A 20,412-nucleotide genomic window follows, 5' to 3' on the forward strand; every position below is an offset into this window, starting at 1 on the left:
GCCCGGCCCCTCCCTCCGCCTCACCACCGACATGATCACGTACACGGTGGCGAACATCCCCAAGTGGAACCCCATCAACATCTGCAGCTACCACCTGCAGGAGGCCGGGGCCACTCCGGTGCAGGAGATCGCGTACGCGATGTCCACCGCCGTCGCCGTCCTCGACGCCGTACGCGACTCGGGGCAGGTCCCCGAGGAGAAGTTCGGTGACGTGGTCGCGCGCATCTCCTTCTTCGTGAACGCGGGTGTCCGCTTCATCGAGGAGATGTGCAAGATGCGCGCCTTCGGCCGCATCTGGGACCAGATCACCCGCGAGCGGTACGGCATCACCAACCCCAAGCAGCGCCGTTTCCGCTACGGCGTGCAGGTCAACTCCCTGGGCCTGACCGAGGCCCAGCCGGAGAACAACGTCCAGCGCATCGTCCTGGAGATGCTGGCCGTCACGCTCTCCAAGGACGCACGCGCGCGTGCCGTGCAGCTGCCCGCCTGGAACGAGGCGCTCGGCCTGCCCCGGCCCTGGGACCAGCAGTGGTCGCTGCGCATCCAGCAGGTGCTCGCGCACGAGAGCGACCTCCTGGAGTACGCCGACATCTTCGACGGCTCGCACGTCATCGAGGCCAAGGTGGAGTCCCTCGTCGAGGAGTCCCTGGCGGAGATCGACCGCATCGAGCAGATGGGCGGCGCGATGGCCGCCGTCGAGTCCGGCTACCTGAAGTCGCAGCTGGTCTCCTCGCACGCCGAGCGCAGGGCCCGCATCGAGGGCGGCGAGGACAAGATCGTCGGCGTCAACTGCTACGAGACGACCGAGCCGAACCCGCTCACCTCGGACCTGGACACCGCGATCATGACGGTCGACCCGGCCGTCGAGACCCGCGTGGTGAACGCCCTCAAGCACTGGCGCGACACCCGCTACCAGCCGCCGTTCAACCACCCGCGCCCCTGCAAGGCCCTGGAGCGGCTCAAGGAGGTCGCCGCCGGTACGGGCAACCTCATGGAGGCCACCCTGGAGTGCGCACGCGCCGGTGTGACGACCGGGGAGTGGTCCGGCGCCCTGCGGGAGGTCTTCGGCGAGTTCCGGGCCCCCACGGGCGTCTCGAGCGCTCCGGTGGCCGTGACCGCGGAGGAGGGCACGCCGCTCGCCCTGGTCCGCGAGAAGGTCGCCAAGACCGCCGCCGACCTCGGCACCGGCAAGCTGCGCTTCCTGGTCGGCAAGCCGGGCCTGGACGGGCACTCCAACGGCGCCGAGCAGATCGCGGTACGCGCGCGTGACGCCGGCTTCGAAGTGGTCTACCAGGGCATCAGGCTCACGCCCGAGCAGATCGTCGACGCCGCGCTCGCCGAGGACGTACACGCCGTGGGCCTGTCGATCCTCTCCGGCTCGCACGCGCAGCTCGTACCGGACGTCCTGGTGCGCCTTCGCGAGGCGGGGGCCCCCGACATACCCGTGATCGCGGGCGGCATCATCCCCAACAGCGACGCCGAGGACCTGAAGGCGGCGGGTGTGGCCGCCGTCTTCACCCCGAAGGACTTCGGCATCACGGAGATCATCGGCCGTATCGTCGACGAGATCCGGAAAGCGAACAAGCTCGACCCTCTGGAGGTCCCCGCATGACCGCGCCCATCAACCGCCTGCGCCCGCGCCGCTCCTGCCTGGCGGTCCCCGGCTCGAACCCGCGCTTCCTGGAGAAGGCCCAGGGCCTCCCCGCCGACCAGGTCTTCCTCGACCTGGAGGACGCCTGCGCGCCGCTCGCCAAGCCGGAGGCCCGGCACACCATCGTCAAGTTCCTCAACGAGGGCGACTGGACGGGCAAGACGCGGGTCGTGCGCGTCAACGACTGGACGACCGAGTGGACGTACCGCGACGTCGTCACGGTCGTCGAGGGCGCGGGCCAGAACCTCGACTGCATCATGCTGCCGAAGGTGCAGACGGCCGACCAGGTCGTCGCGCTCGACCTGCTCCTGACCCAGATCGAGAAGACGATGGGCTTCGAGGTCGGCAAGATCGGCATCGAGGCGCAGATCGAGAACGCGCAGGGCCTCAACAACGTCAACGCGATCGCGCAGGCGTCCCCGCGCGTCGAGACGATCATCTTCGGCCCGGCCGACTTCATGGCCTCCATCAACATGAAGTCCCTGGTCGTCGGCGAGCAGCCGCCCGGCTACCCGGCGGACGCCTACCACTTCATCCTGATGAAGATCCTGATGGCCGCCCGCGCCAACAACCTCCAGGCGATCGACGGCCCTTACCTCCAGATCAAGAACGTCGACGGCTACCGCGAGGTCGCGAACCGCGCCGCGGCGCTCGGCTTCGACGGCAAGTGGGTCCTGCACCCCGGTCAGGTCGAGGCGGCCAACGAGGTCTTCTCGCCGTCCCAGGAGGACTTCGACCACGCCGAGCTGATCCTGGACGCGTACGAGTGGTGCACCTCCGAGGCCGGCGGCAAGAAGGGTTCGGCGATGCTCGGCGACGAGATGATCGACGAGGCCAGCCGCAAGATGGCCCTGGTCATCTCCGGCAAGGGGCGTGCCGCCGGCATGACCCGCACCTCCAAGTTCGAAGCCCCGGAGGCGTAAGACTCATGCAGTTCGGCCGCACCTACGAAGAGTTCACCGTCGGGGACGTCTACAAGCACTGGCCCGGGAAGACGGTCACCGAGTACGACGACCACCTCTTCTGTCTCCTGACGATGAACCACCACCCCCTCCACATGGACATCAACTATGCGGAGAAGACGACCGACTTCGGGAAGAACGTCGTCGTGGGCAACTACATCTACTCGCTGCTCCTGGGCATGTCCGTGCCGGACGTCTCGGGCAAGGCGATCGCCAACCTGGAGGTCGAGTCGCTCAAGCACGTGGCGCCGACCTTCCACGGCGACACGATCTACGGCGAGACCACGGTCCTCGACAAGACCCCGTCGAAGTCCAAGTCGGACCGCGGGATCGTCTACGTGGAGACCAAGGGCTACAAGCAGGACGGCACGCTGGTCTGCGTGTTCCGCCGCAAGGTGATGGTCCCCACCGAGACGTACATCAAGGAGCGCGGCGGCGAGCAGCCCGGCCGCCCGGAGCTGGTGGACATCCCCAAGAAGAGCCAGGAGAAGAAGTAGCCATGAGCCGACTCGCCCAGACCGCAGGTCTCACGGACATCCAGCAGGAGATCCTGTCCACCGTCCGGGACTTCGTCGACAAGGAGATCATTCCGGTCGCGACGGAACTCGAGCACCGCGACGAGTACCCGCAGCAGATCGTGGACGGCCTCAAGGAGTTGGGCCTCTTCGGCCTGATGATCCCGGAGGAGTACGGCGGCCTGGGTGAGTCGCTTCTCACGTACGCCCTGTGCGTCGAGGAGATAGCGCGTGGCTGGATGTCGGTCTCCGGCATCATCAACACCCACTTCATCGTCGCCTACATGCTCAAGCAGCACGGCACGCAGGAGCAGAAGGACACCTTCCTTCCGCGGATGGCGGCCGGCGAGGTGCGCGGCGCGTTCTCCATGTCGGAGCCGGCGCTCGGCTCCGATGTGTCGGCGATCACGTCCAAGGGCGTCAAGGACGGCGACGAGTACGTCCTCAATGGTCAGAAGATGTGGCTGACGAACGGCGGCACGTCGACTCTGGTGGCCGTTCTGTGCCGAAGTGACGAAGGACACCCCGAGGGCACGGCGCCCCACAAGTCGATGACGACCTTCCTCGTCGAGAAGGAGCCCGGTTTCGGAGAGGTCCGCCCCGGCCTCACCATCCCCGGGAAGATCGACAAGATGGGTTACAAGGGCGTCGACACGACCGAACTCATCATGGACGGACTGCGCATTCCGGCCAATCGCGTGCTCGGCGGGGTCACCGGCCGAGGGTTTTACCAAATGATGGACGGCGTCGAAGTCGGCCGCGTGAATGTCGCGGCGCGTGGCTGCGGTGTCGCTCAGCGTGCATTTGAGTTGGGTGTCTCATACGCCCAGCAACGCCACACTTTCGGCAAGGCGATCGCTCAGCACCAGGCGATTCAGTTCAAGCTGGCCGAGATGGCTACCAAGGTCGAGGCCGCTCATGCGATGATGGTGAACGCAGCACGCAAAAAGGACTCTGGGGAACGAAACGACCTCGAAGCAGGGATGGCGAAGTACCTCGCATCCGAATACTGCAAAGAAGTCGTAGAGGACGCGTTCCGGATTCATGGCGGTTACGGCTTCTCGAAGGAGTATGAGATCGAGCGCCTCTACCGCGAGGCTCCGATGCTGCTGATCGGTGAAGGTACCGCCGAAATCCAGAAAATGATCATTGGTCGGCGACTGCTCGAAGAGTATCGATTCCAGGGCTAGATGCCTGGTTTGGGGTGTTTTCATCGAGAAGAAGATCACACCCTGTCAACACTCTTCAGCCGTCGACTCAGCTTCCTGGCTTGCCCAGTTGTGGCTCGCAACCGATAGCATCCCGGAAAAGCCGCCGTCCCCCGTTCCTGCGCGGCATCATCCGCTACGAAGGTCATCCATGCCCCACAGCCAAACCTCTGCACCACGCGATGGCATCCTCAAGGGTCGTCTTGCGCGCGGAGCATCGCCGTGGCTCCTGCCGACCGTCGCCACCGCGGCCATCAGCCTCGTCCGCGCGCGCCGCTCCAAGGGCGCCGCGGCCGTCGCCGTACCGACCACCGCACTCGCTGCGGGCATGCTGTGGTTCTTCCGCGACCCCGAGCGCGAGATCTCCCAGGGCCGGGTCATCTCGCCGGCCGACGGTGTGGTGCAGAGCATCATGCCGTGGAAGGACGGGCGCACCCGCGTCGCGATCTTCATGAGCCCGCTGAACGTCCACGTCAACCGCGCGCCCCTCGCGGGCACGGTGACGTCCGTGGAGCACATCCCCGGAGGGTTCGTCCCGGCGTTCAACAAGGAGAGCGAGAACAACGAGCGCGTTGTCTGGCACTTCGACACCGAGCTCGGTGACATCGAGATGATCCAGATCGCGGGCGCGGTCGCGCGGCGCATCGTTCCTTACGTGCCCCAGGGCACGAAGGTCGAGCAGGGCGAGCGGATCGGCCTGATCCGCTTCGGCTCACGCGTCGACATCTACCTCCCCGAGGGTGTCGAGGCGGACGTCGAGGTCGGTCAGAAGACCGTGGCTGGGGTGACTCGCATTGACCGTGGTTGATCCTGAGACACAGGCCGGGTGGGTTCCGGAGGCGGCGGAGGACGAGGCCGACGAGGAGATGCCTCTCTCACTCCGCCTCTCAATAGCGGACACCCTCACGCTCGGCAACGCGACGTGCGGCTTCATGGCGGTGTACTTCACCACCACGGGCATCCTCATCCCGTACGTGCAGGGCAGCACCGAAAGCGGCATGGCGCGGCACTCCGCCGCGACCGCCGTGATCCTGATGCTCTGCGCGGCCGTCTTCGACCTCTTCGACGGGCTCGTGGCGCGCAAGCTGCGGTCCTCGCCGATGGGCGCGGAGCTGGACAACCTCTCGGACCTGATCAGTTTCGGTCTGGCCCCCGCGTACTTCGTCCTCGTCTACGGCATGGTCGCGGACGACGCGCACCAGCGGATGGCGGCGGTCGGCGCGATCGTGGTGCTGCTTGCGGTGGTGCTGCGGCTTGCGAGATTCTCGTGCGTGACCGTGAAGGACGGCACCTTCCAGGGCATGCCGTCGCCGTTCGGTGCGCTGACGGTCGTCTCGGTCGTGCTTCTTGAGCTGCCGTTCGTGGCGACGCTGCTCGCGATCGTCGGTACGGCGTGGCTCATGGTGAGCCGGGTCGAGTACCCGAAGCCGCGGGGTCCGCTCGCGGTGGCGATGCTGGCCTGGATCGTCGCGGCCATGGGGCTCCTCGCCGCGTGGGCCTTCGAGGCGCCGGGCGGTCAGCTGCTCCTCCAGACGGGCTGTGCGCTGCAGCTGGTCCTGGGCGCGGTGATCCCCCTCTTCGCCACGGCCCGCCGGGTGAACAACTTCCGGGACAACCGGCGCGAGGCCAGGGCGGCGCAGTTGCCGTAGCGGCGCTCGAACGTTGCCTTGGGGGGCCTGAACCGTATGGTTCGGGCCCCCTTTGGTGTGTCAGGGCCTGACCAGTACCTTCACGTGGTCGTCCGGCGCGGCCAGCATGGCGAACGCCGCGTCCACCTCCCCGAACCCCACCTCCGCGGTGATCAGCGAGCCCGCATCCACCGCGCCCTTCGCGATCCGCCCCAGCGTCCCCGCGAACTCCTCCGGCGGGTACGCCATGCACATCGTCACCGTGATGTCCTTGTAGATGCCGACCACCGGGCGGAACACGTCCTCCGTCATGCACGCACCGATCAGCAGCACCCGCGTCGACCGCGGCGCCCGATGCAGCACCGTGTTCAGCATTCCGGCCCGGCCCGAGCACTCCAGGACCGTCAGCGCCTGCCCCCGCGACGCCGCGTCCCGCCATGCGTCGAAGGGGTCGCGCACCCCGGGATCCACCACCACATGCGCCCCGAAGCGCCCCGCAAGCTCCCGCCGCCGCGGCGACGGCTCCGATACGACGACGGGCGCGACGCCCCGCTCGACGAGCGCCGCGGTCGCACCGAGCCCGATCGGCCCCGCACCGATGACCACGGCGCCCGTCCCCTCCGCCGGCGCCGCGCGGGCGACATTGCCGAAGCCGACGGCAAGCGGCTCGGTGAGTGCGGCCACGCGCGGCGGGACGTGGTCGGGGACGGGGACGAGCGCGGCGGTCTGCAGGACCACGCGCTCCCCGAAGCCGCCGGGGAAGGCGTTGGAGTAGCCGATCGTCCGCAGGGTCCCCGCGCCGTCCAGGGCCCACGGGAGCCCTACGACCACCTTCCCCTCCCACTCCCCCGGGCTCAGCACCCGCGCACACAGCTCGTGCCCCATGACCAGATCCGCGTCCGGGTCGAAGAGGAAGGACTCGGTGCCGGAGTCCCGCGAGGCGGCGAGGAAGTCCTCGGTGTGCCGTGCCGCCGAGAGGTCGGAGCCGCAGATCCCGGTCGCGAGAGTTTGCGCGAGCACCTGCCCCGGACCCGGCACCGGCTCCGCCACGTCGGTCTCGACGAAGCTGCCGCCGCGCAGCACCGCCGCCCTCATCCCCGGCCTCCCCGTGCGACGGCGGCCTCGACCGCCTGCCGCATCGCTCCCACGAACCGCTCGCTGTTCGCACGCGCCCACTCCATGGACGCCGCACGCCCCCGGTTGGCGCCGGTGAAGTGCGGGACCACGTACTCGGCGAAGAGCTCATAGCTGCGCCGCTTGGCCTCCGGCGTACCCGTGGGCAGGTCGAGGACGAGCAGCGTGCCGAAGCCACCGGAGGCCTCCGCCAGGGCCTCGATGCGGGCGATGGCGTCCGCGGGGGTGCCGATCGTCGCGACGCCGAAGACCGGGAATCCGTCGCCGGTCCACTGGGCGACGGCGTCCGCCGCCGTACGGCCCCAGCTCATCGTCGTGCCCGACAACCCCTCGATGTAGCGCGCCAGGTGTAGCACGCCGTACTCGGCCTGTGTACGTGCCTCGGTCTCGGTCTCCGCGAGGTGCATCGGCACGACCAGCCGCCACGCGCCCCGGTCCGCGGCGTGGCCGTGCTCGGCGCAGGACTTCTCGTACGCGGCCCAGTTGCCGTTGAGCGCCGCCAGGCCCGTCGGGTCGGCGGCGGCGAGGGAGAGCAGGCCGATGCCGTGCCGGCCCGCCTGCACGGAGCCCGATGGCGAGACGGTCGACGCGACCGCCATCTCCACGCCCTCCGGGGCGAAGGACCCCAACTGCAGCCGGGCGTCGACGAGTTCGAACCAGTCCGTGCGCGCGCTGACCGTCTCGCCGCGCAGGAGGCGTACGACGGCGTCGAGCGCGTCCGCCATCATGGCGCGCTGCCGCAGCGGGTCGATGCCCATCATGAACGCGTCGGAGGCGAGCTGGCCCGGCCCCGCGCCCAGCATCACGCGCCCCATCGTCTGGTGGTCGAGCTGGCGGACACGGTCGGCGAGGACGAACGGGTGGTGGTACGGGAGGGAGTTCACGCCCGTGCCGAGCCTGATCCGCCGGGTGTGCTCGGCCGCCGCCGCGATGAAGACCTCCGGGGACGCGATCGTCTCGTACCCGGCGGAGTGGTGCTCCCCGATCCAGGCCTCGTCGAAGCCGAGCGCGTCGAGGTGGCGGACCAGATCGAGATCGCGGCGGATCTGGAGGGTGGGGTTGCCGTCGATGCCGTGGTAGGGGGCGAGGAAGGTGCCGAAGCGGGTGGGGCGTTCCATGCGTACGCCTTTCGCCGGAATGACGCAGGACATAAGGTTGGGCCAGCAGATTCTTACGTCCTATACCTGACCGTCGAAGAGGTCAACAGACAGCAAGGGGTGGACGTTGGCGGACGCGCCACGCACGCGCCGCCGGGGTGACGGGTCCCCGAGCGCGCGGACGCTGCTGCTCACGGTCCTGGGCGAGTACGTCCGCTACGCCGGTGCGGAGCGCGTCTGGTCGCGGGCCGTCGTCGGGGCGCTCGGCGACTGCGGGGTCGGCGACGCGGCGACGCGGCGGGCGGTGACGCGCCTTGTCCAGGAGGGCTGGCTGCGGACGGAGTCGGTGGGCCGGTGGACGCGGCTTGCCCTTGAGCCGCGCCTGGTCGCCCTCCTCACGGCGTGGACGCACCGCCTCGAGCGGGCGGTCGAGGAGACGCCCTGGCACGGCGAGTGGCAGCAGTTGCTGCTACGGGTCCCGGCGGACGCGTGGCGTGACCGGCCGCTGGTGGAGGGGCAGTTGGCGTTCGAGGGGTTCGGGTCGCTCGGGCAGGGCGTGTGGATCGCGGCGGACGCGGGCGGAGTGGCGGCGGTGCGGGAGCTGCTGCGGGAGCAGGGGCTCGACCGGTACGCGGTCTGGCTGCGCTCGCGCGCCGCCGATTCCGCCACCGATTCAGCCGCCGCGCAGGGTGAACTGGTCAGCAGGGCCTGGGACTTGGGTGCCGTGCGGGCGGCGCATGAGGAGTTCCTGACCCGCTTCCGGGGAGCGGGTTCCTCGCCCATGTCCCCCGAGGAGGCCTTCGTCCTGCGCACCCGCCTCGTGCACGCCTGGCGGGCCACGTTCGAGCGGGACCCTCGGCTGCCGGGAGCGCTGCTGCCGCCCGACTGGCCCGGGTTCACGGCGACGCGCCTGTTCGTCGACACATGGCGCGCGGTCCGGGAGCCCGCTGACCGGCGTTGGGCACACCTTGCCGAGGATCCGCGGGGGTGAGGCAGGGGCCGAGCCCCTGCCTCGTCGAGCCGCTGCTCACGCCCCCGGCGTGTACCCCTTCGCCACCTCCGAAGCGCCCGGTTCGCGGACGACCTTCATGCCGCCCGTCGCGCTCTTGTCGGGGCGCAGGATCACGCTCTCCTTGGAGGACGGGGACTTGGGGTCGGTGAAGTTCTGTGTGACGCCGAATCCCGTGTCGTACGCGTCGATGGTCAGGAGCGCCTTGTCGACGCCCTCACGGGTGAGGTCCTTGCTGTCGCAGGCCTTCTTCAGGGCCTCGCCGAAGACGGAGGCCGCGGTCCAGCCCGCCGTCACGCCGTTGTCGAGGGCGTCCTTGGGGTACGCCGCCTTGTAGTCGGCGACCAGCTTCTTCGCGGCGGCCGTGTCCGCGCCGATCGGGAGGGTCGGGGATGCCACGTAGTAGTTCTTCTCGAGGGCCGGGCCCGCCTGGGTGCCCAGGAGCTGGGGCGAGAACGCCGAGTTGTTGCCGATGATCGGGACGTCGAACTTCCCGGCCGCTGCGACACCCACCAGCGAGGCCGCCTGCCGGGGCCCCGCGCTGATCACGATGCCCTTGACGCCGGCCTTCTTCAGGGCGGACACCTGCGCCGTCATGTCGTTGTCGGTCGGCTTGATCTTCTGCTCGACGACGGTGAGGCCCGACTCCTTCGCCATCTGCTGGGAGCCCTTCAGGGCGTTCTCGCCGTAGTCGCCCTCGAAGTAGACGTGGCCGAGCTTGTCGCCCTTCTTGAGGCCCTTCTCCTTCATCAGGAAGTCGATCGCGTTGATCGTCTCCAGGTCGTACGTCGAGCCGACGACCCGCACATACGGGCTGCCCAGCAGATTCGCCGACCAGGCCTGCGGCAGGACAAGGCCCTTGTTGCCGTCGACGCGCTGTTTGACGGCGGCGACGAAGGGCGAGCCGATGAACTGGGCGAAGCCGAGGACGTCCGGCTCCAGTTCGGTGTACGCGGCGACCGCCTTCTGGGGGTCGTAGCCGTGGTCGCGGATGGTCAGCTTCAGCTTGTATCCGCAGATGCCGCCATCGGCGTTGGTCTGCTTGACGTAGAGCTGCTGGGCCTGGGTGACGCTCTTGCCGAGGGTCGCGTAGACGCCGGTCATGTCGGTGAGCACGCCGAGGTTGATCGTCTTCCCGGAGATGCCGTCGCCGGTCTTGACCCCGCCCGCGCCCTTCTTGTCGCCGTCGTCGTCGTTGGCCTTGGAACTGCAGGCCGCCAGGGCCAGCAGCGCGGCGAGCGCCGTGACCGCCGCGGTGGCCCGCTTCCGTGTGCGTGAACTCATCGTTCCTCCCCTGATTCCACTGGAGCCCGGCCGGACGTCGGCCGGGAGCGCCGGGCGGCGATGCCGGCCAGACCGCCGGGCAGGAAAAGGACCACCGCCACGACGGCGGCGCCGTACAGGTACCGGGACGCCTCACCCGGTGTGATCCCGCCGGTGCCTGGGGCCGAGACCAGCGGCAGGGCGTCGCTGTACCGGGTCAGGAGCTGGGGCAGCAGGGACACCACGGCGGCGCCGGCCACCGCGCCCGCGACCGAGCCGAGGCCGCCGATGACGATCATGGCGAGGTACTCGAGGGACAGCGTCATGCCGAAGTAGTCCGGCACGGTGCGCTGGAAGACCAGGGCGAGCAGCACCCCGGCCAGGCCCGCGTACATCGACGACAGGACGAAGACACCGGCGCGGTAGCGGGCGACGGGCACACCGATGACGCCCGCGGCGATGCGGTGGTCGCGGATGGCGTTCATGGCGCGGCCGGGGCGCCCGCGCAACACGCCGCGGGCGAAGAGTCCGCAGCCGAGGAGGAGGGCGAGCCCCGCGTACCAGAGCTTCTCCGACGCCCCGAACGGCACGGCGGCGACGACGAGTTCACTGTCGTCGAAGGTGATGCCGAAGAGGCTCAGGGGCGGTACGTCGCGGCCGTTGGAGCCGCCCGTCAGATCATGGGCGTTGAAGAGCACGTGCTGCCCGATGAAGATCAGGGCGAGGGTCGCGATGCCGAGGTAGGCGCCGCGCAGGCGTCCCGCGATGGGGCTGAAGAGCCCGCCCGCGAGGCCCGCGATGCCGACCGCGAGCGCGGCCGCGATCCAGGTCGGAAGGCCGAGCCCGGTCAGGCCGCCCTCGCCGTCCCCCGCCAGTACGCAGTATCCGTACGCGCCGATGGCGAGGAAGAAGGCGTGTCCCATGGAGAGTTGGCCGGTCGCGCCGGTGAGGAGGTTGATGCCGATCGCACCGATCGCGGCCGCCATGGCGAAGAGCCCCGCCTGCAGCCAGAACCGGTCGAGGTAGAAGGGCAGGGCGAGCAGGAGCACCGCCCCCGCGGCCCAGACGTAGGCCCGGGGGCTCCGCAGTGCCGTACGGCTGCGGGAGCGCGACTCGCGGCCGCGGGCGAGGACTTCAGACACGGGCGAGCTCCTTCGTGCCGAACAGCCCCGCGGGCCGGATGAGGAGGATGACCGTCATGACGAGATAGGGCGCGAGATCACCCAACCCCCGTCCGAGGAAGGTGAGTTCACTCTGGTATCCGGTGGCGAGCGACTCCGTGACGCCCACGACGATGCCGCCGACCAGGGCGCCCGTGGTGGAGTCGAGGCCGCCGAGGATCGCGGCGGGGAACGCCTTCAACGCGGCGAGCGATGTGGCCCGTTCGAGGCCGGGGGTCGGGAAGACGGTGAGGAAGAGCGCGGCCACGGCGGCGAGCCCGCCCGCCACGGCCCACGCGCCGAGCGAGACCCTGCCGAGCCGTACGCCCATCAGCGCGGCGGTCTCCGGGCTCTCGGCGGCGGCACGCATCGCCACACCCCAGGAGGTGTACCGGAAGGCGAGCAGGAAGACGGTGATGAGGAGGGCCGCGGCGACGAACGCGGCGATCCGGGTGTGGGCGATGGAGACCGTCCCCACCGTGAGCACGGAGTCGCCCCACGGGTCGCCGAGCGCGAGGACGTCGGTGCCCAGGCGCCGGGTGAGTTCGGTGGTGAGCAGGATGTCGACGCCGATGGTGACGATGGCGAGCACACTGTGGTCGGCGCCCCGGTAGCGCCGCATGACGAGGAACTCGACGGCGGCGCCGACCACCGCGGCGCCCGCGATGCCGACGAGCAGCGCCGGCCAGAAGCCGATGTCGTCGTGGAGGGACGCGGTGACGTAGCCGCCCGCGAGGAGCAGCGAGGCGTGTGCGAAGTTCACCACTTCGGTGGCGCGGAAGATGACGACGAAGCCGAGGGCGATCAGGGCGTAGACGGAGCCCATCGAGAGGCCGTTGAGGAGGAGTTCCACGAAGGTGGTCATGCCGCACCGCCCTCCCCCAAGTAGGCCCGTACGACCGCCGGGTCGTTCTGTACGTCCGCCGGGGTGCCGTCGGCGATGCGGCGGCCGAAGTCCAGTACGGTCACCGCGTCCGCGAGCCGCATCACCACCCCCATGTCGTGTTCCACCAGGACGATCGAGATGCCGAGGCTGTCGCGTACGCCGGCGATGACGGCGGCCGTGCGGCGCCGCTCGTCCGCGGTCATCCCCGCCACGGGTTCGTCGAGCAGCAGCAGCCGGGGCTCCATGCACAGGGCGCGGGCGAGTTCGGCGAGCTTCTGCTGCCCGTAGGGCAACGACCCTGCGGGTGCTTGGAGTTGATGCTCGATGCCGACGAACGCGGCGATCTCCCGCACCCGTTCGCGGTGCAGGCGCTCCTCGCGGGCGGCCGACGGAAGGCGCAGGCCCGCGGCCACGAAGCCGGTGCGGGTGAGCCGGTGGCGGCCCAGCATCAGGCTGTCGGCGACGGTGGCACGCGGCGGCAGGGCGAGGTTCTGGAAGATCCGGGCGACGCCCAGGCCGGCGATGCGGTGCGGCGGCATGGCCGTCAGCTCGTGCTCCCCGAAGCGGACGGTGCCGCCGGTGGCGCGGTACACCCCGGACAGGACGTTGAAGCAGGTGGACTTGCCTGCGCCGTTGGGTCCGATGACGGCGTGCACGGTGCCGGGCCTGACCGTGAAGCTGACGGTGTCGAGCGCGGTGAGGCCCGCGAAGCGTACGGTCAACTCCCTTACGTCCAGCGGCGGTACGTCCGCGTCGAGGGGCGGCGCATCGGCCGCCGGACGGTCATCGGTCATCGCCGTCCCGCCCATCGCCCGAGGACCGGGAGCGCGCCGACGCCGCGCGACGCGTCGTCCGCCGCGGTCTCGTCGACCACGCCGAGATAGCGGCGGCGCACTTCGTCGGATGCGGCCAGTTCGTCGGCCGGGCCCGCGAGCGCCACTTCGCCGACGTCCAGGACGTACGCATGGGATGCGAGGCGCAGGGCCAGCGCGGCGTTCTGCTCGACCAGCAGGACCGAGGTGCCCTGGGCGTTGATCTCCTGGACGGTGTCGGCGATGCGGGCGGCCATCAACGGGGCGAGTCCGAGGGAGGGTTCGTCGAGGAGCAGCAGCTTCGGAGACGCCATCAGGGCCCTGGCCACCGCCAGCATCTGCTGCTCGCCGCCCGAGAGGAGTCCGGCGCGCTGGCCCGCCCGCTCGGCGAGCACGGGAAAGAGTTCATGGACGCGGCTCAGGGCGGCGGCCTTCGCCACCCGGCTCCCCGCGGAGCCCAGCGCGCCCGCCCGCAGATTGTCCGCGACGGTCATCCGCGCGAACACCCGCCTGCCTTCCGGCACTTGAGAAATCCCGGCGGCCACGACACGGTCCGCGTGCCACCCGTCGACACGCCGCCCGCCGAAGTGGACCGAGCCCGAGGTGAGCGCCCCTCGATGGAAGGAGAGGGTGCGCGAAATGGCGCGCAGGAGCGTGGACTTGCCCGCGCCGTTGCCGCCGAGCACCGCGACGACGGCACCGTCCGGCACCTCGAGCGACACCTGCCGCAGCGCGCGCACCGGCCCGTATCCGACCGACGCGTCCCGCACCACGAGTCCGGAACCACCCACCTGGGACCCCCTGCTCTCCGCCTGCCCTGCGCGTGGCGCTCACCCCAGCACCGCGCGGGGCGCCCGTCCACGGGCTGTGGCCGAATCGCTGCGGGTGACCAGCGGGATCGCCCGCCCGTTGTGCACGGGCACAACACCGCGTGTCAGGGGCCTGCCGGGGGCGGCCTAGCGGTGGCATCCTCCGCACGAAGAGGGGCGACGGGCGGCGGCGAGGAGGAACACCGTGAGCGGGCGCAGGCCTCGGACAGGTCACGACTGGAAGGTGCTCAAGGAGGCGTGCAAGGCGCTCCTGCCACGCATCCCCGAGCTGGTGGACGAACATCTGCGGCAGCTCTTCGAGCACTCCCCGGTGTACGCGCGGGTGCTTCCGTACGACCAGCAGTGGCAGGACGCGCAGGACGCGATGCGGATCGGCATCGAGACGATCTCAGCGCCGCGCGCGTCGCCGCGCCGCGATCTGGAGTACGCCGAGGAGGCGGGGCGGCGGCGGGCGCAGCAGGGTCTGCCGCTGGACCTGGTGGTGCACTCGTACCGCAACGCGGGCTATCTGGTGTGGGACGCGCTCCTGGAGGGCACGGTGGGCCAGGACCCGGAGCGCCTCGCGGTCCTGATGCGCTCGGCGACGATGGTGTGGTCGGCGGTCGACGCGCAGGCGGCGGCCGCGTCCGAGGCGTACCGGGCGACGGAGATGGAGCTGCGGCGGCGCACCGACGAGCAGCTGCAGGCGCTGCTGGACGCACTCCTGGAGGGCCAGTCGGCGCCGGGGCTCGCCGCGCAGGTGGCCGCGGGGCTCGATCTGCCGGAGCGGGGGCCGTACGCGGTGGTGGTGCTGCGGGCCGAGCGGCGGGACGGGCGTGCGGCGTTCCACCGGCAGATCCAGCAGGCCGGGTTCCGCTTCGTCTGGCGGATGCGGGCGGACCGGGAGGTGGGGGTGGTCGCGCTGGGCGCGGAGGAGGGCCTGGACGCGCTGGCCACCGCCCTGGACGGGCGCTGCCCCGGTCCCGGCGGGATCAGCCCCGTGGTGGCGGGTCTGGCCGAGCTGGGCCATGCGCGGCGGCTCGCGGAACTGGCCCTGCGGACGTGCCCGCCGGACGCGAGCGGGATCGTACGGCTCGATCAACGGATGCCGACGGCCCTTGTGGTGAGCCAGCCGGAGCTGGCGGGGCGCCTGGTGTCCGACGTCCTCGGGGAGGTACTGGCCCTCGAACCGGGGGATCGGGCGGTGCTGCTCGAGACGCTGGACGCGTGGCTGGTGTGCGAGGGGTCCGCCGGGCGGGCGGCCGGGCGTCTGTACTGCCACCGGAACACGGTGTTCAACCGCTTGCGGCGGTTGGAACAGCTGACCTCGCGGTCGTTGGCCCGGCCTCGGGATCTGATGGAGATGACGTTGGCGTTGGACGCGTATCGGCTGACGCCAGGGTGAGGCGATGGACATGCGCACCGGAAATCACCGGCTTCGCCGAGTTCGTCCTCAGACGCCGGCCTGGCTGAAGAATTCCGGCCGGGCTGGAAATATCCAGCCCGGCCGGCGGTTGAGGCCCTACCCGAGGAAGTCCCGGGCGATGCCCTCCGCCACCGTCTCCAGAATCGGTCCCGCCTCCGCGATGCAGCGCGCCACATCCGGCTCCACGTCGGTGAGTGCGTACGCGCGCCGGATCCCGGCCCGTTCGAGCGCCTCCACCGGCAGCGCGAGGCGGCCGCAGACCGCGACGACCTCCACGCCCGCGGCCCGCGCCGCCGCCGCTACCCCGGCGGGAGCCTTCCCGTGCAGGGTCTGCTCGTCCAGCGAACCCTCACCCGTGATCACCAGCGAGGCCCGCTCCAGCGCGGGCGCGAAGCCGAGGACGTCCAGCATGACCTCGATACCGGGCCGGAAGCTCGCGCCGAGCCCGACGAGCGCCCCGTAGCCGATGCCACCGGCCGCTCCGGCTCCCGGAGACTCGGCGTACTCGAGGGCGGAAGAGCCGACCGACCGCGAGAGAACCTCCGCGAAGTGCGCGAGCGCCGCGTCCAGCTCGGCCACGTCCTCAGGGGTCGCCCCCTTCTGCGGCCCGTACACCGCGGGCGCGCCCTTCGGCCCGGTCAGCGGATTGTCCACGTCACTGGCGAGGACGAGGTCCACATCGGCGAACCGGGGGTCAAGGCCGGACAGGTCCGCACCGGCGAGGGACGCCAGCGGGCCGCCTCCCGGCGCCACCGGCGCGCCCTCCGCGTCCAGGAACACCGCGCCGAGCGCGGCCAGCATCCCCGCACCGCCGTCGGTCGTCGCGCTGCCGCCGACGCCGAAGACGATCGTCCGCGCCCCCGCGTCGAGCGCGGCCAGGAGGAGTTCTCCGGAGCCGTACGTCGTGGACGTGAGCGGCGCGAACACGCCGTCGGGCAGCAGCTGGAGGCCGGACGCCTCCGCCATCTCGACCACGGCGGTCCCGTCGCGCAGCGCGTACGCCGCGGTGACCTCGTCACCGAGCGGTCCCGTGACCCGTACCTCGCGGCGTTCGAAACCGGCCGCGACCGCCGCCGCGACCGTGCCGTCGCCGCCGTCGGCCACCGGCAGCGCCTCGACCCGCACGCTCGGGTCGACGCGGCGGAGCCCGGCCGTCACCCGCTCGGCGACCTCCACGGCCGTGAGCGACCCCTTGAACTTGTCCGCGGCAATGAGCACATGCTGCGCATCCCGCGCATGCCGCACACGCCCCGCCGTCTCAGCAGCGTCCGCCACCTTGCATCCCCTTGCTTTCCGGGCCTTGCTCACGTCAAGGCAGTCGCGCCGCTGCGACCATAACCGCAGATGGGGCCGCCTGCCCATGGCTGCCTTCGCGCGAGGGCGGCGGATTCGACTCCTGAATCCGCCTTAATCACCTCATAGGCGGGCAGGGAGATCGCGGAAATGATCGATCAGTCCGTGCCGCCCGCCCCGCGCGAGTCGTACAGCTGGTGCACCATCCGCCCCCCGTCCCCCATGGGCACGCTGATGTGCTCGAGCACGTCCTCGAACAGATCGATGTCTCCGGTACGGACCAGCGGCCCGACCTCCACCGCCGCGGCGGGACCCGCGGCGGACAGGGCCCCGAGGACGGCGGCGGCCAGCACGGTCGTACGGCGTTTCATGTGCGCTCCCTATTTCTCGCCGAAAACCGGACAAACTTCTCACGCTCCGCGACAAAGGCGTTGCGTTGACCGCGCGGAAGCACCGCGAATTCGGTAAACCGGACGCATGACCCCAGTGCATGCGGAACTCGCCGACCGCGTACTCGGCGGCTGGATCGGGCGGATCGCCGGCAACATGCTCGGCAAACCCATCGAGCGGGGCGACTACTGGACGCGCGATCGCATCGAGCGCTATCTGCGGCAGGCCGACGCACTGCCGCTGACCGACTATCTGCCCGAACCCCCGTCCTGGGTGGAGGAGTTCCAGCTGCGGCCCGAGTGGCAGCGGTGCGTACGGGGCGGGGTGCACGGCAGCTGCCGTGACGACGACGTCGACTACGCGATCCTCGGCCTCGACCTCCTGGAGACGCACGGCTTCGGATTCAGCACGGAACAGGTCGGCGAGCTGTGGCTGCTGCGGCTGCCCTATCTGCAGACCTTCACGGCGGAACGGGCCGCGTACCGGAATCTCGCGAACGGGCTCAAGCCGCCGCTCACCGCGACCTACGACAACGCCTACCAGGAATGGATCGGCGCCCTCATCCGCGCCGACATCTTCGGCTGGACCTGCCCCGGCGCCCCGCGCCGCGCCGCCGCGCTCGCCCGCCGCGACGCCGTCCTCTCGCACACCGGCAACGGCGTGTACGGCGCGATGTGGGCGGCGGCGCTCATCGCGGCGGCGTTCACCGCGCCCACGCCCCGTGCCGCGCTCGACGCGGCCCTCGGCGTGATCCCGTCCAGCAGCAGACTCGCCCGCACGGTGCGCCGGGTCCTCTCGCTGCACGACGCCGGGCTCGGCTGGGACGAGACGCTGGCCACCTCGGAGAAGGAGACCGCGGGGCTCGGCTGGATCCACGCGGTGCCGAACTCCGCCGTCCTGACCGCCGGGCTCCTGTACGGCGACGGGGACTTCACCCGCACCATCGCCCTGACGGTGCGCGGCGGCCTGGACACGGACTCGAACGGCGCGACGGCCGGATCGGTCGCGGGTGTGCTGTGCGGCGCCAAGGCGATCCCCGCGCAGTGGCGTGATCCCCTCGAAGACCGGGTGCGCAGTGCGGTGTTCGGCTTCGACGGGTCCCGGATCAGCGAATTGGCCGCGCGGACCGTGGACTTGGTGGAGGCGGGGCGCGCGTGACCCGGGCCGTCGCAGCGGTCGCGGCGTCTGGGCTCGCGTCTGGGCTCGCGTCTGGGCTCGCGTCTAGGCTCGCGTCTAGGCTTTCGGCGTGACCATTCAGGACTACGCCACGTACATCGCAGGCCTCCCCCGTGTCATCGCGGGGGCCGCCGCGCTCTTCCGGGACTCCGAGGGTCGGGTGCTGCTCGTCGAACCCAACTACCGCGACGGCTGGGCGCTGCCCGGCGGGACCATCGAGTCGGACGACGGAGAGACGCCACGCCAGGGGGCGCGCCGCGAGACGGCCGAGGAGATCGGCCTGGACGTCGAGCTGGGGGCGCTGCTCGCGGTGGACTGGGTTCCCGGTGCGGATCGGCCGCCACTGGTCGCCTATCTGTACGACGGTGGGGTACTCGACGAGGACCAGCTGAAGTCGATCCGCCTCCAGGAGGAGGAGCTGCTCTCCTGGCGCCTGGTCGCCCGCGAGGAGCTGCGCGAGTATCTGCCGGGCGAGCTGGGTCTGCGGGTGCTCGCCGGACTCGCGGCGCTCGACGCGGGGACGGGGACGGTGGAGCTGGAGAGGGGGGTGCGGGTGGGCTGAGCGGTTCAGAAGAGCGCGTCCTCGTTGCCCGGTGTCGCGCCCTCGAGGGCCAGCAGCCGCTGCTTGCGCTCGAGCCCGCCGCCGTAGCCGGTCAGGGCGCCGCCCGCGCCGATGACGCGGTGGCAGGGGACGATGACGCCGATCGGGTTCTTGCCGTTGGCCAGGCCCACGGCCCGCGAGGCGTTGGGTTTGCCCAGCGCGTCGGCGAGCTGTCCGTACGTACGGGTCTCGCCGTACGGGATCAGCTGGAGCTGCCGCCAGACGGTGCGCTGGAAGGGCGTGCCGTCCAGGCGCAGCGGCAGGTCGAACTCCGTCAACTCGCCCGCGAAGTACGCCTCCAGCTGGCTGATGGCCTCGCCGAACGGTGCGGGATCGCGGTCGCCGAAGGTCTCCTCCGGCGGACGGTGGCGCTGCTCCGTCATGTAGAGGCCGCTGAGGGTGCCGTCGGTGGACACGAGGGTGAGTGGCCCGTAGGGGCTGTCGATGAGGGTGTGCAGCCGGTGCATGAGAGTGCCCTTTGCTTTACGTGGCTTTACGTAGCTTTACGTTGCTTCACGCGGGGATCGTGTTGATGGGGTGCTCGTCGGTGGCCCACAGGTACTGGACCGCGTACGCCCGCCAGGGGCGCCAGGCCGCGGCGCGCGCGGTGAGCGCGGCCGGTGTGTGCGGGAGGCCCAACTCCTGTGCCGCGCGCCGGATTCCGAGATCGGACGGCAGGAACGCGTCCGGGTCGCCGAGTGCGCGCATCGCGATGACCTCGACCGTCCAGGGGCCGAAGCCGGGGAGTTCGGTGAGCCGCGCCCTGGCCTCCTCCCAGTCGCTCTCCACGCCGAGTTGGAGCGATCCTTCGGCGAGGTGACGTACGAGGGTGGTCAGCGTGGTGCGGCGGCTGCGGGGCAGCGCGAGCGCGTCCGGGTCGAGCGCGGCGAGCGCTTCCGGCGCCGGGAAGAGGTGGGTGAGGCCGCCCTCGGGGTCGTCGACCGGCTCTCCGTGCGCGGTGACCAGGCGCGCGGCGTGGGTGCGGGCCGCGGCCGTGGAGACCTGCTGGCCGAGCACCGCGCGCACGGCGAACTCCGCCTCGTCGACCGTGCGCGGCACGCGGCGACCCGGCGCCTTGTCGACGAGCGGCGCGAGCAGCGGGTCGTCGCGCAACTGCCCGTCGACGGCCACCGGATCGGCGTCCAGGTCGAGCATGCGGCGGCAGCGGCTGATGGCGATGGTGAGGTCGCGCAGGTCGGTGAGGCTGAGGCGGCAGGCGATGTGGTCCGGGGTGGGGGTGAGGGCGACGACTCCGTGCCCGTAGGGCAGGCGCAGGGTGCGTCGGTACGCCCCGTCGCGCCACTCCTCCACGCCGGGTACGGCGGTGGCGATGAGGTGGCCGAAGAGGTTGTCCGGGGTGAGCGGGGCGCGGAAGGGGAGGCGGAGCGAGAG

At 70.8% G+C, this 20,412-nt stretch carries 21 protein-coding genes; 10 read left to right on the forward strand and 11 right to left on the reverse strand.

From position 1 onward, the window contains the following. The 6 genes from E2651_RS25980 to pssA form a co-directional block, all read left to right on the forward strand. Window positions 1-1,612: protein meaA (locus tag E2651_RS25980; RefSeq protein WP_135333643.1), on the forward strand; the 1,612-nt coding region annotated here is incomplete at its 5' end. After that, complete coding sequence (locus E2651_RS25985; protein WP_135333644.1) at window positions 1,609-2,574, forward strand: CoA ester lyase; 966 nt, start codon at window positions 1,609-1,611, stop codon at window positions 2,572-2,574. The genes E2651_RS25980 and E2651_RS25985, both read left to right, overlap by 4 nt. Before the next feature lie 5 nt (window positions 2,575-2,579). Continuing rightward, window positions 2,580-3,110, forward strand: a complete 531-nt coding sequence (locus E2651_RS25990; protein WP_135333645.1) for a MaoC family dehydratase — start codon at window positions 2,580-2,582, stop codon at window positions 3,108-3,110. 2 nt (window positions 3,111-3,112) lie between these two features. Continuing rightward, window positions 3,113-4,318: an acyl-CoA dehydrogenase family protein gene (locus tag E2651_RS25995; protein ID WP_135333646.1), complete on the forward strand. Its 1,206-nt coding sequence runs from the start codon at window positions 3,113-3,115 to the stop codon at window positions 4,316-4,318. Window positions 4,319-4,487: 169 nt separating this feature from the next. After that, the gene (locus tag E2651_RS26000) at window positions 4,488-5,144 is read left to right on the forward strand and encodes a phosphatidylserine decarboxylase (RefSeq protein ID WP_135333647.1); all 657 of its coding nucleotides are present in this window, start codon (window positions 4,488-4,490) and stop codon (window positions 5,142-5,144) included. Further along, window positions 5,131-5,985 carry a CDP-diacylglycerol--serine O-phosphatidyltransferase gene (gene pssA, locus E2651_RS26005; RefSeq protein WP_135333648.1) on the forward strand — a complete coding sequence of 285 codons (855 nt, stop codon included), beginning with the start codon at window positions 5,131-5,133 and terminating at the stop codon, window positions 5,983-5,985. The genes E2651_RS26000 and pssA overlap by 14 nt, the downstream gene beginning before the upstream one ends. 60 nt (window positions 5,986-6,045) lie before the next feature. Here pssA and E2651_RS26010 read toward each other — a convergent pair whose 3' ends face one another. Together E2651_RS26010 and E2651_RS26015 are read right to left on the reverse strand one after the other, a co-directional pair. After that, window positions 6,046-7,059, reverse strand: a complete 1,014-nt coding sequence (locus E2651_RS26010) for a zinc-binding dehydrogenase (protein ID WP_135333649.1) — start codon at window positions 7,057-7,059, stop codon at window positions 6,046-6,048. Further along, window positions 7,056-8,216, reverse strand: a complete 1,161-nt coding sequence (locus E2651_RS26015) for an LLM class flavin-dependent oxidoreductase (RefSeq protein ID WP_135333650.1) — start codon at window positions 8,214-8,216, stop codon at window positions 7,056-7,058. Before E2651_RS26015 ends, E2651_RS26010 begins: the two co-directional genes overlap by 4 nt. Window positions 8,217-8,322: 106 nt before the next feature. Between E2651_RS26015 and E2651_RS26020 the strand changes: the two genes are divergently transcribed. Continuing rightward, window positions 8,323-9,186 (forward strand): PaaX family transcriptional regulator C-terminal domain-containing protein, encoded by an 864-nt coding sequence (locus E2651_RS26020; RefSeq protein ID WP_135333651.1) that lies wholly within the window; start codon window positions 8,323-8,325, stop codon window positions 9,184-9,186. 36 nt (window positions 9,187-9,222) lie between these two features. On the opposite strand, the gene E2651_RS26025 is transcribed toward E2651_RS26020, so the two are convergent. Genes E2651_RS26025 through E2651_RS26045 form a run of 5 tightly spaced genes read right to left on the reverse strand, consistent with a single transcriptional unit; the run spans window position 9,223 to window position 14,116 of the window. Continuing rightward, window positions 9,223-10,488: an ABC transporter substrate-binding protein gene (locus E2651_RS26025; RefSeq protein ID WP_135333652.1), complete on the reverse strand. Its 1,266-nt coding sequence runs from the start codon at window positions 10,486-10,488 to the stop codon at window positions 9,223-9,225. Further along, window positions 10,485-11,555 carry a branched-chain amino acid ABC transporter permease gene (locus E2651_RS26030; protein ID WP_245239221.1) on the reverse strand — a complete coding sequence of 357 codons (1,071 nt, stop codon included), beginning with the start codon at window positions 11,553-11,555 and terminating at the stop codon, window positions 10,485-10,487. Before E2651_RS26030 ends, E2651_RS26025 begins: the two co-directional genes overlap by 4 nt. 46 nt (window positions 11,556-11,601) lie before the next feature. Next, window positions 11,602-12,492 carry a branched-chain amino acid ABC transporter permease gene (locus tag E2651_RS26035; protein WP_135333654.1) on the reverse strand — a complete coding sequence of 297 codons (891 nt, stop codon included), beginning with the start codon at window positions 12,490-12,492 and terminating at the stop codon, window positions 11,602-11,604. Next, window positions 12,489-13,307 (reverse strand): ABC transporter ATP-binding protein, encoded by an 819-nt coding sequence (locus E2651_RS26040; protein ID WP_209446240.1) that lies wholly within the window; start codon window positions 13,305-13,307, stop codon window positions 12,489-12,491. The genes E2651_RS26035 and E2651_RS26040 overlap by 4 nt, the downstream gene beginning before the upstream one ends. Continuing rightward, window positions 13,304-14,116, reverse strand: coding sequence for an ABC transporter ATP-binding protein (locus E2651_RS26045; protein ID WP_135333655.1), 813 nt, complete (start codon window positions 14,114-14,116; stop codon window positions 13,304-13,306). The genes E2651_RS26040 and E2651_RS26045 overlap by 4 nt, the downstream gene beginning before the upstream one ends. 223 nt (window positions 14,117-14,339) lie before the next feature. Between E2651_RS26045 and E2651_RS26050 the strand changes: the two genes are divergently transcribed. After that, window positions 14,340-15,539, forward strand: coding sequence for a helix-turn-helix domain-containing protein (locus E2651_RS26050; RefSeq protein WP_135333656.1), 1,200 nt, complete (start codon window positions 14,340-14,342; stop codon window positions 15,537-15,539). A gap of 117 nt (window positions 15,540-15,656) precedes the next feature. Here the strand turns inward: E2651_RS26050 and E2651_RS26055 are convergent, their stop codons facing one another. Together E2651_RS26055 and E2651_RS26060 are read right to left on the reverse strand one after the other, a co-directional pair. Continuing rightward, the gene (locus E2651_RS26055) at window positions 15,657-16,778 is read right to left on the reverse strand and encodes a glycerate kinase (RefSeq protein WP_245239222.1); all 1,122 of its coding nucleotides are present in this window, start codon (window positions 16,776-16,778) and stop codon (window positions 15,657-15,659) included. A 233-nt stretch (window positions 16,779-17,011) separates the two neighbouring features. Next, window positions 17,012-17,224 carry a hypothetical protein gene (locus E2651_RS26060; protein WP_135333658.1) on the reverse strand — a complete coding sequence of 71 codons (213 nt, stop codon included), beginning with the start codon at window positions 17,222-17,224 and terminating at the stop codon, window positions 17,012-17,014. 106 nt (window positions 17,225-17,330) lie between these two features. On the opposite strand from E2651_RS26060, the gene E2651_RS26065 reads away from it, so the two are divergent. Then, on the forward strand, window positions 17,331-18,401 hold the full coding sequence (locus E2651_RS26065) for an ADP-ribosylglycohydrolase family protein (protein ID WP_135333659.1): 1,071 nt from the start codon (window positions 17,331-17,333) through the stop codon (window positions 18,399-18,401). 88 nt (window positions 18,402-18,489) lie between these two features. After that, window positions 18,490-18,981, forward strand: a complete 492-nt coding sequence (locus tag E2651_RS26070) for an NUDIX hydrolase (protein WP_135333660.1) — start codon at window positions 18,490-18,492, stop codon at window positions 18,979-18,981. Between the two features lie 5 nt (window positions 18,982-18,986). Here the strand turns inward: E2651_RS26070 and E2651_RS26075 are convergent, their stop codons facing one another. Beyond that, a complete protein-coding gene (locus E2651_RS26075; protein WP_135333661.1) occupies window positions 18,987-19,487 on the reverse strand; it encodes a methylated-DNA--[protein]-cysteine S-methyltransferase in 501 nt (166 codons plus the stop codon). Window positions 19,488-19,533: 46 nt separating this feature from the next. Next, window positions 19,534-20,412, reverse strand: an 879-nt coding sequence (locus E2651_RS26080; protein WP_135333662.1) for an AlkA N-terminal domain-containing protein, incomplete at its 5' end; no start/stop codon positions are given.

Origin of the sequence: Streptomyces sp. MZ04, assembly GCF_004684775.1 — a bacterium.
GTDB lineage: Bacteria > Actinomycetota > Actinomycetes > Streptomycetales > Streptomycetaceae > Streptomyces.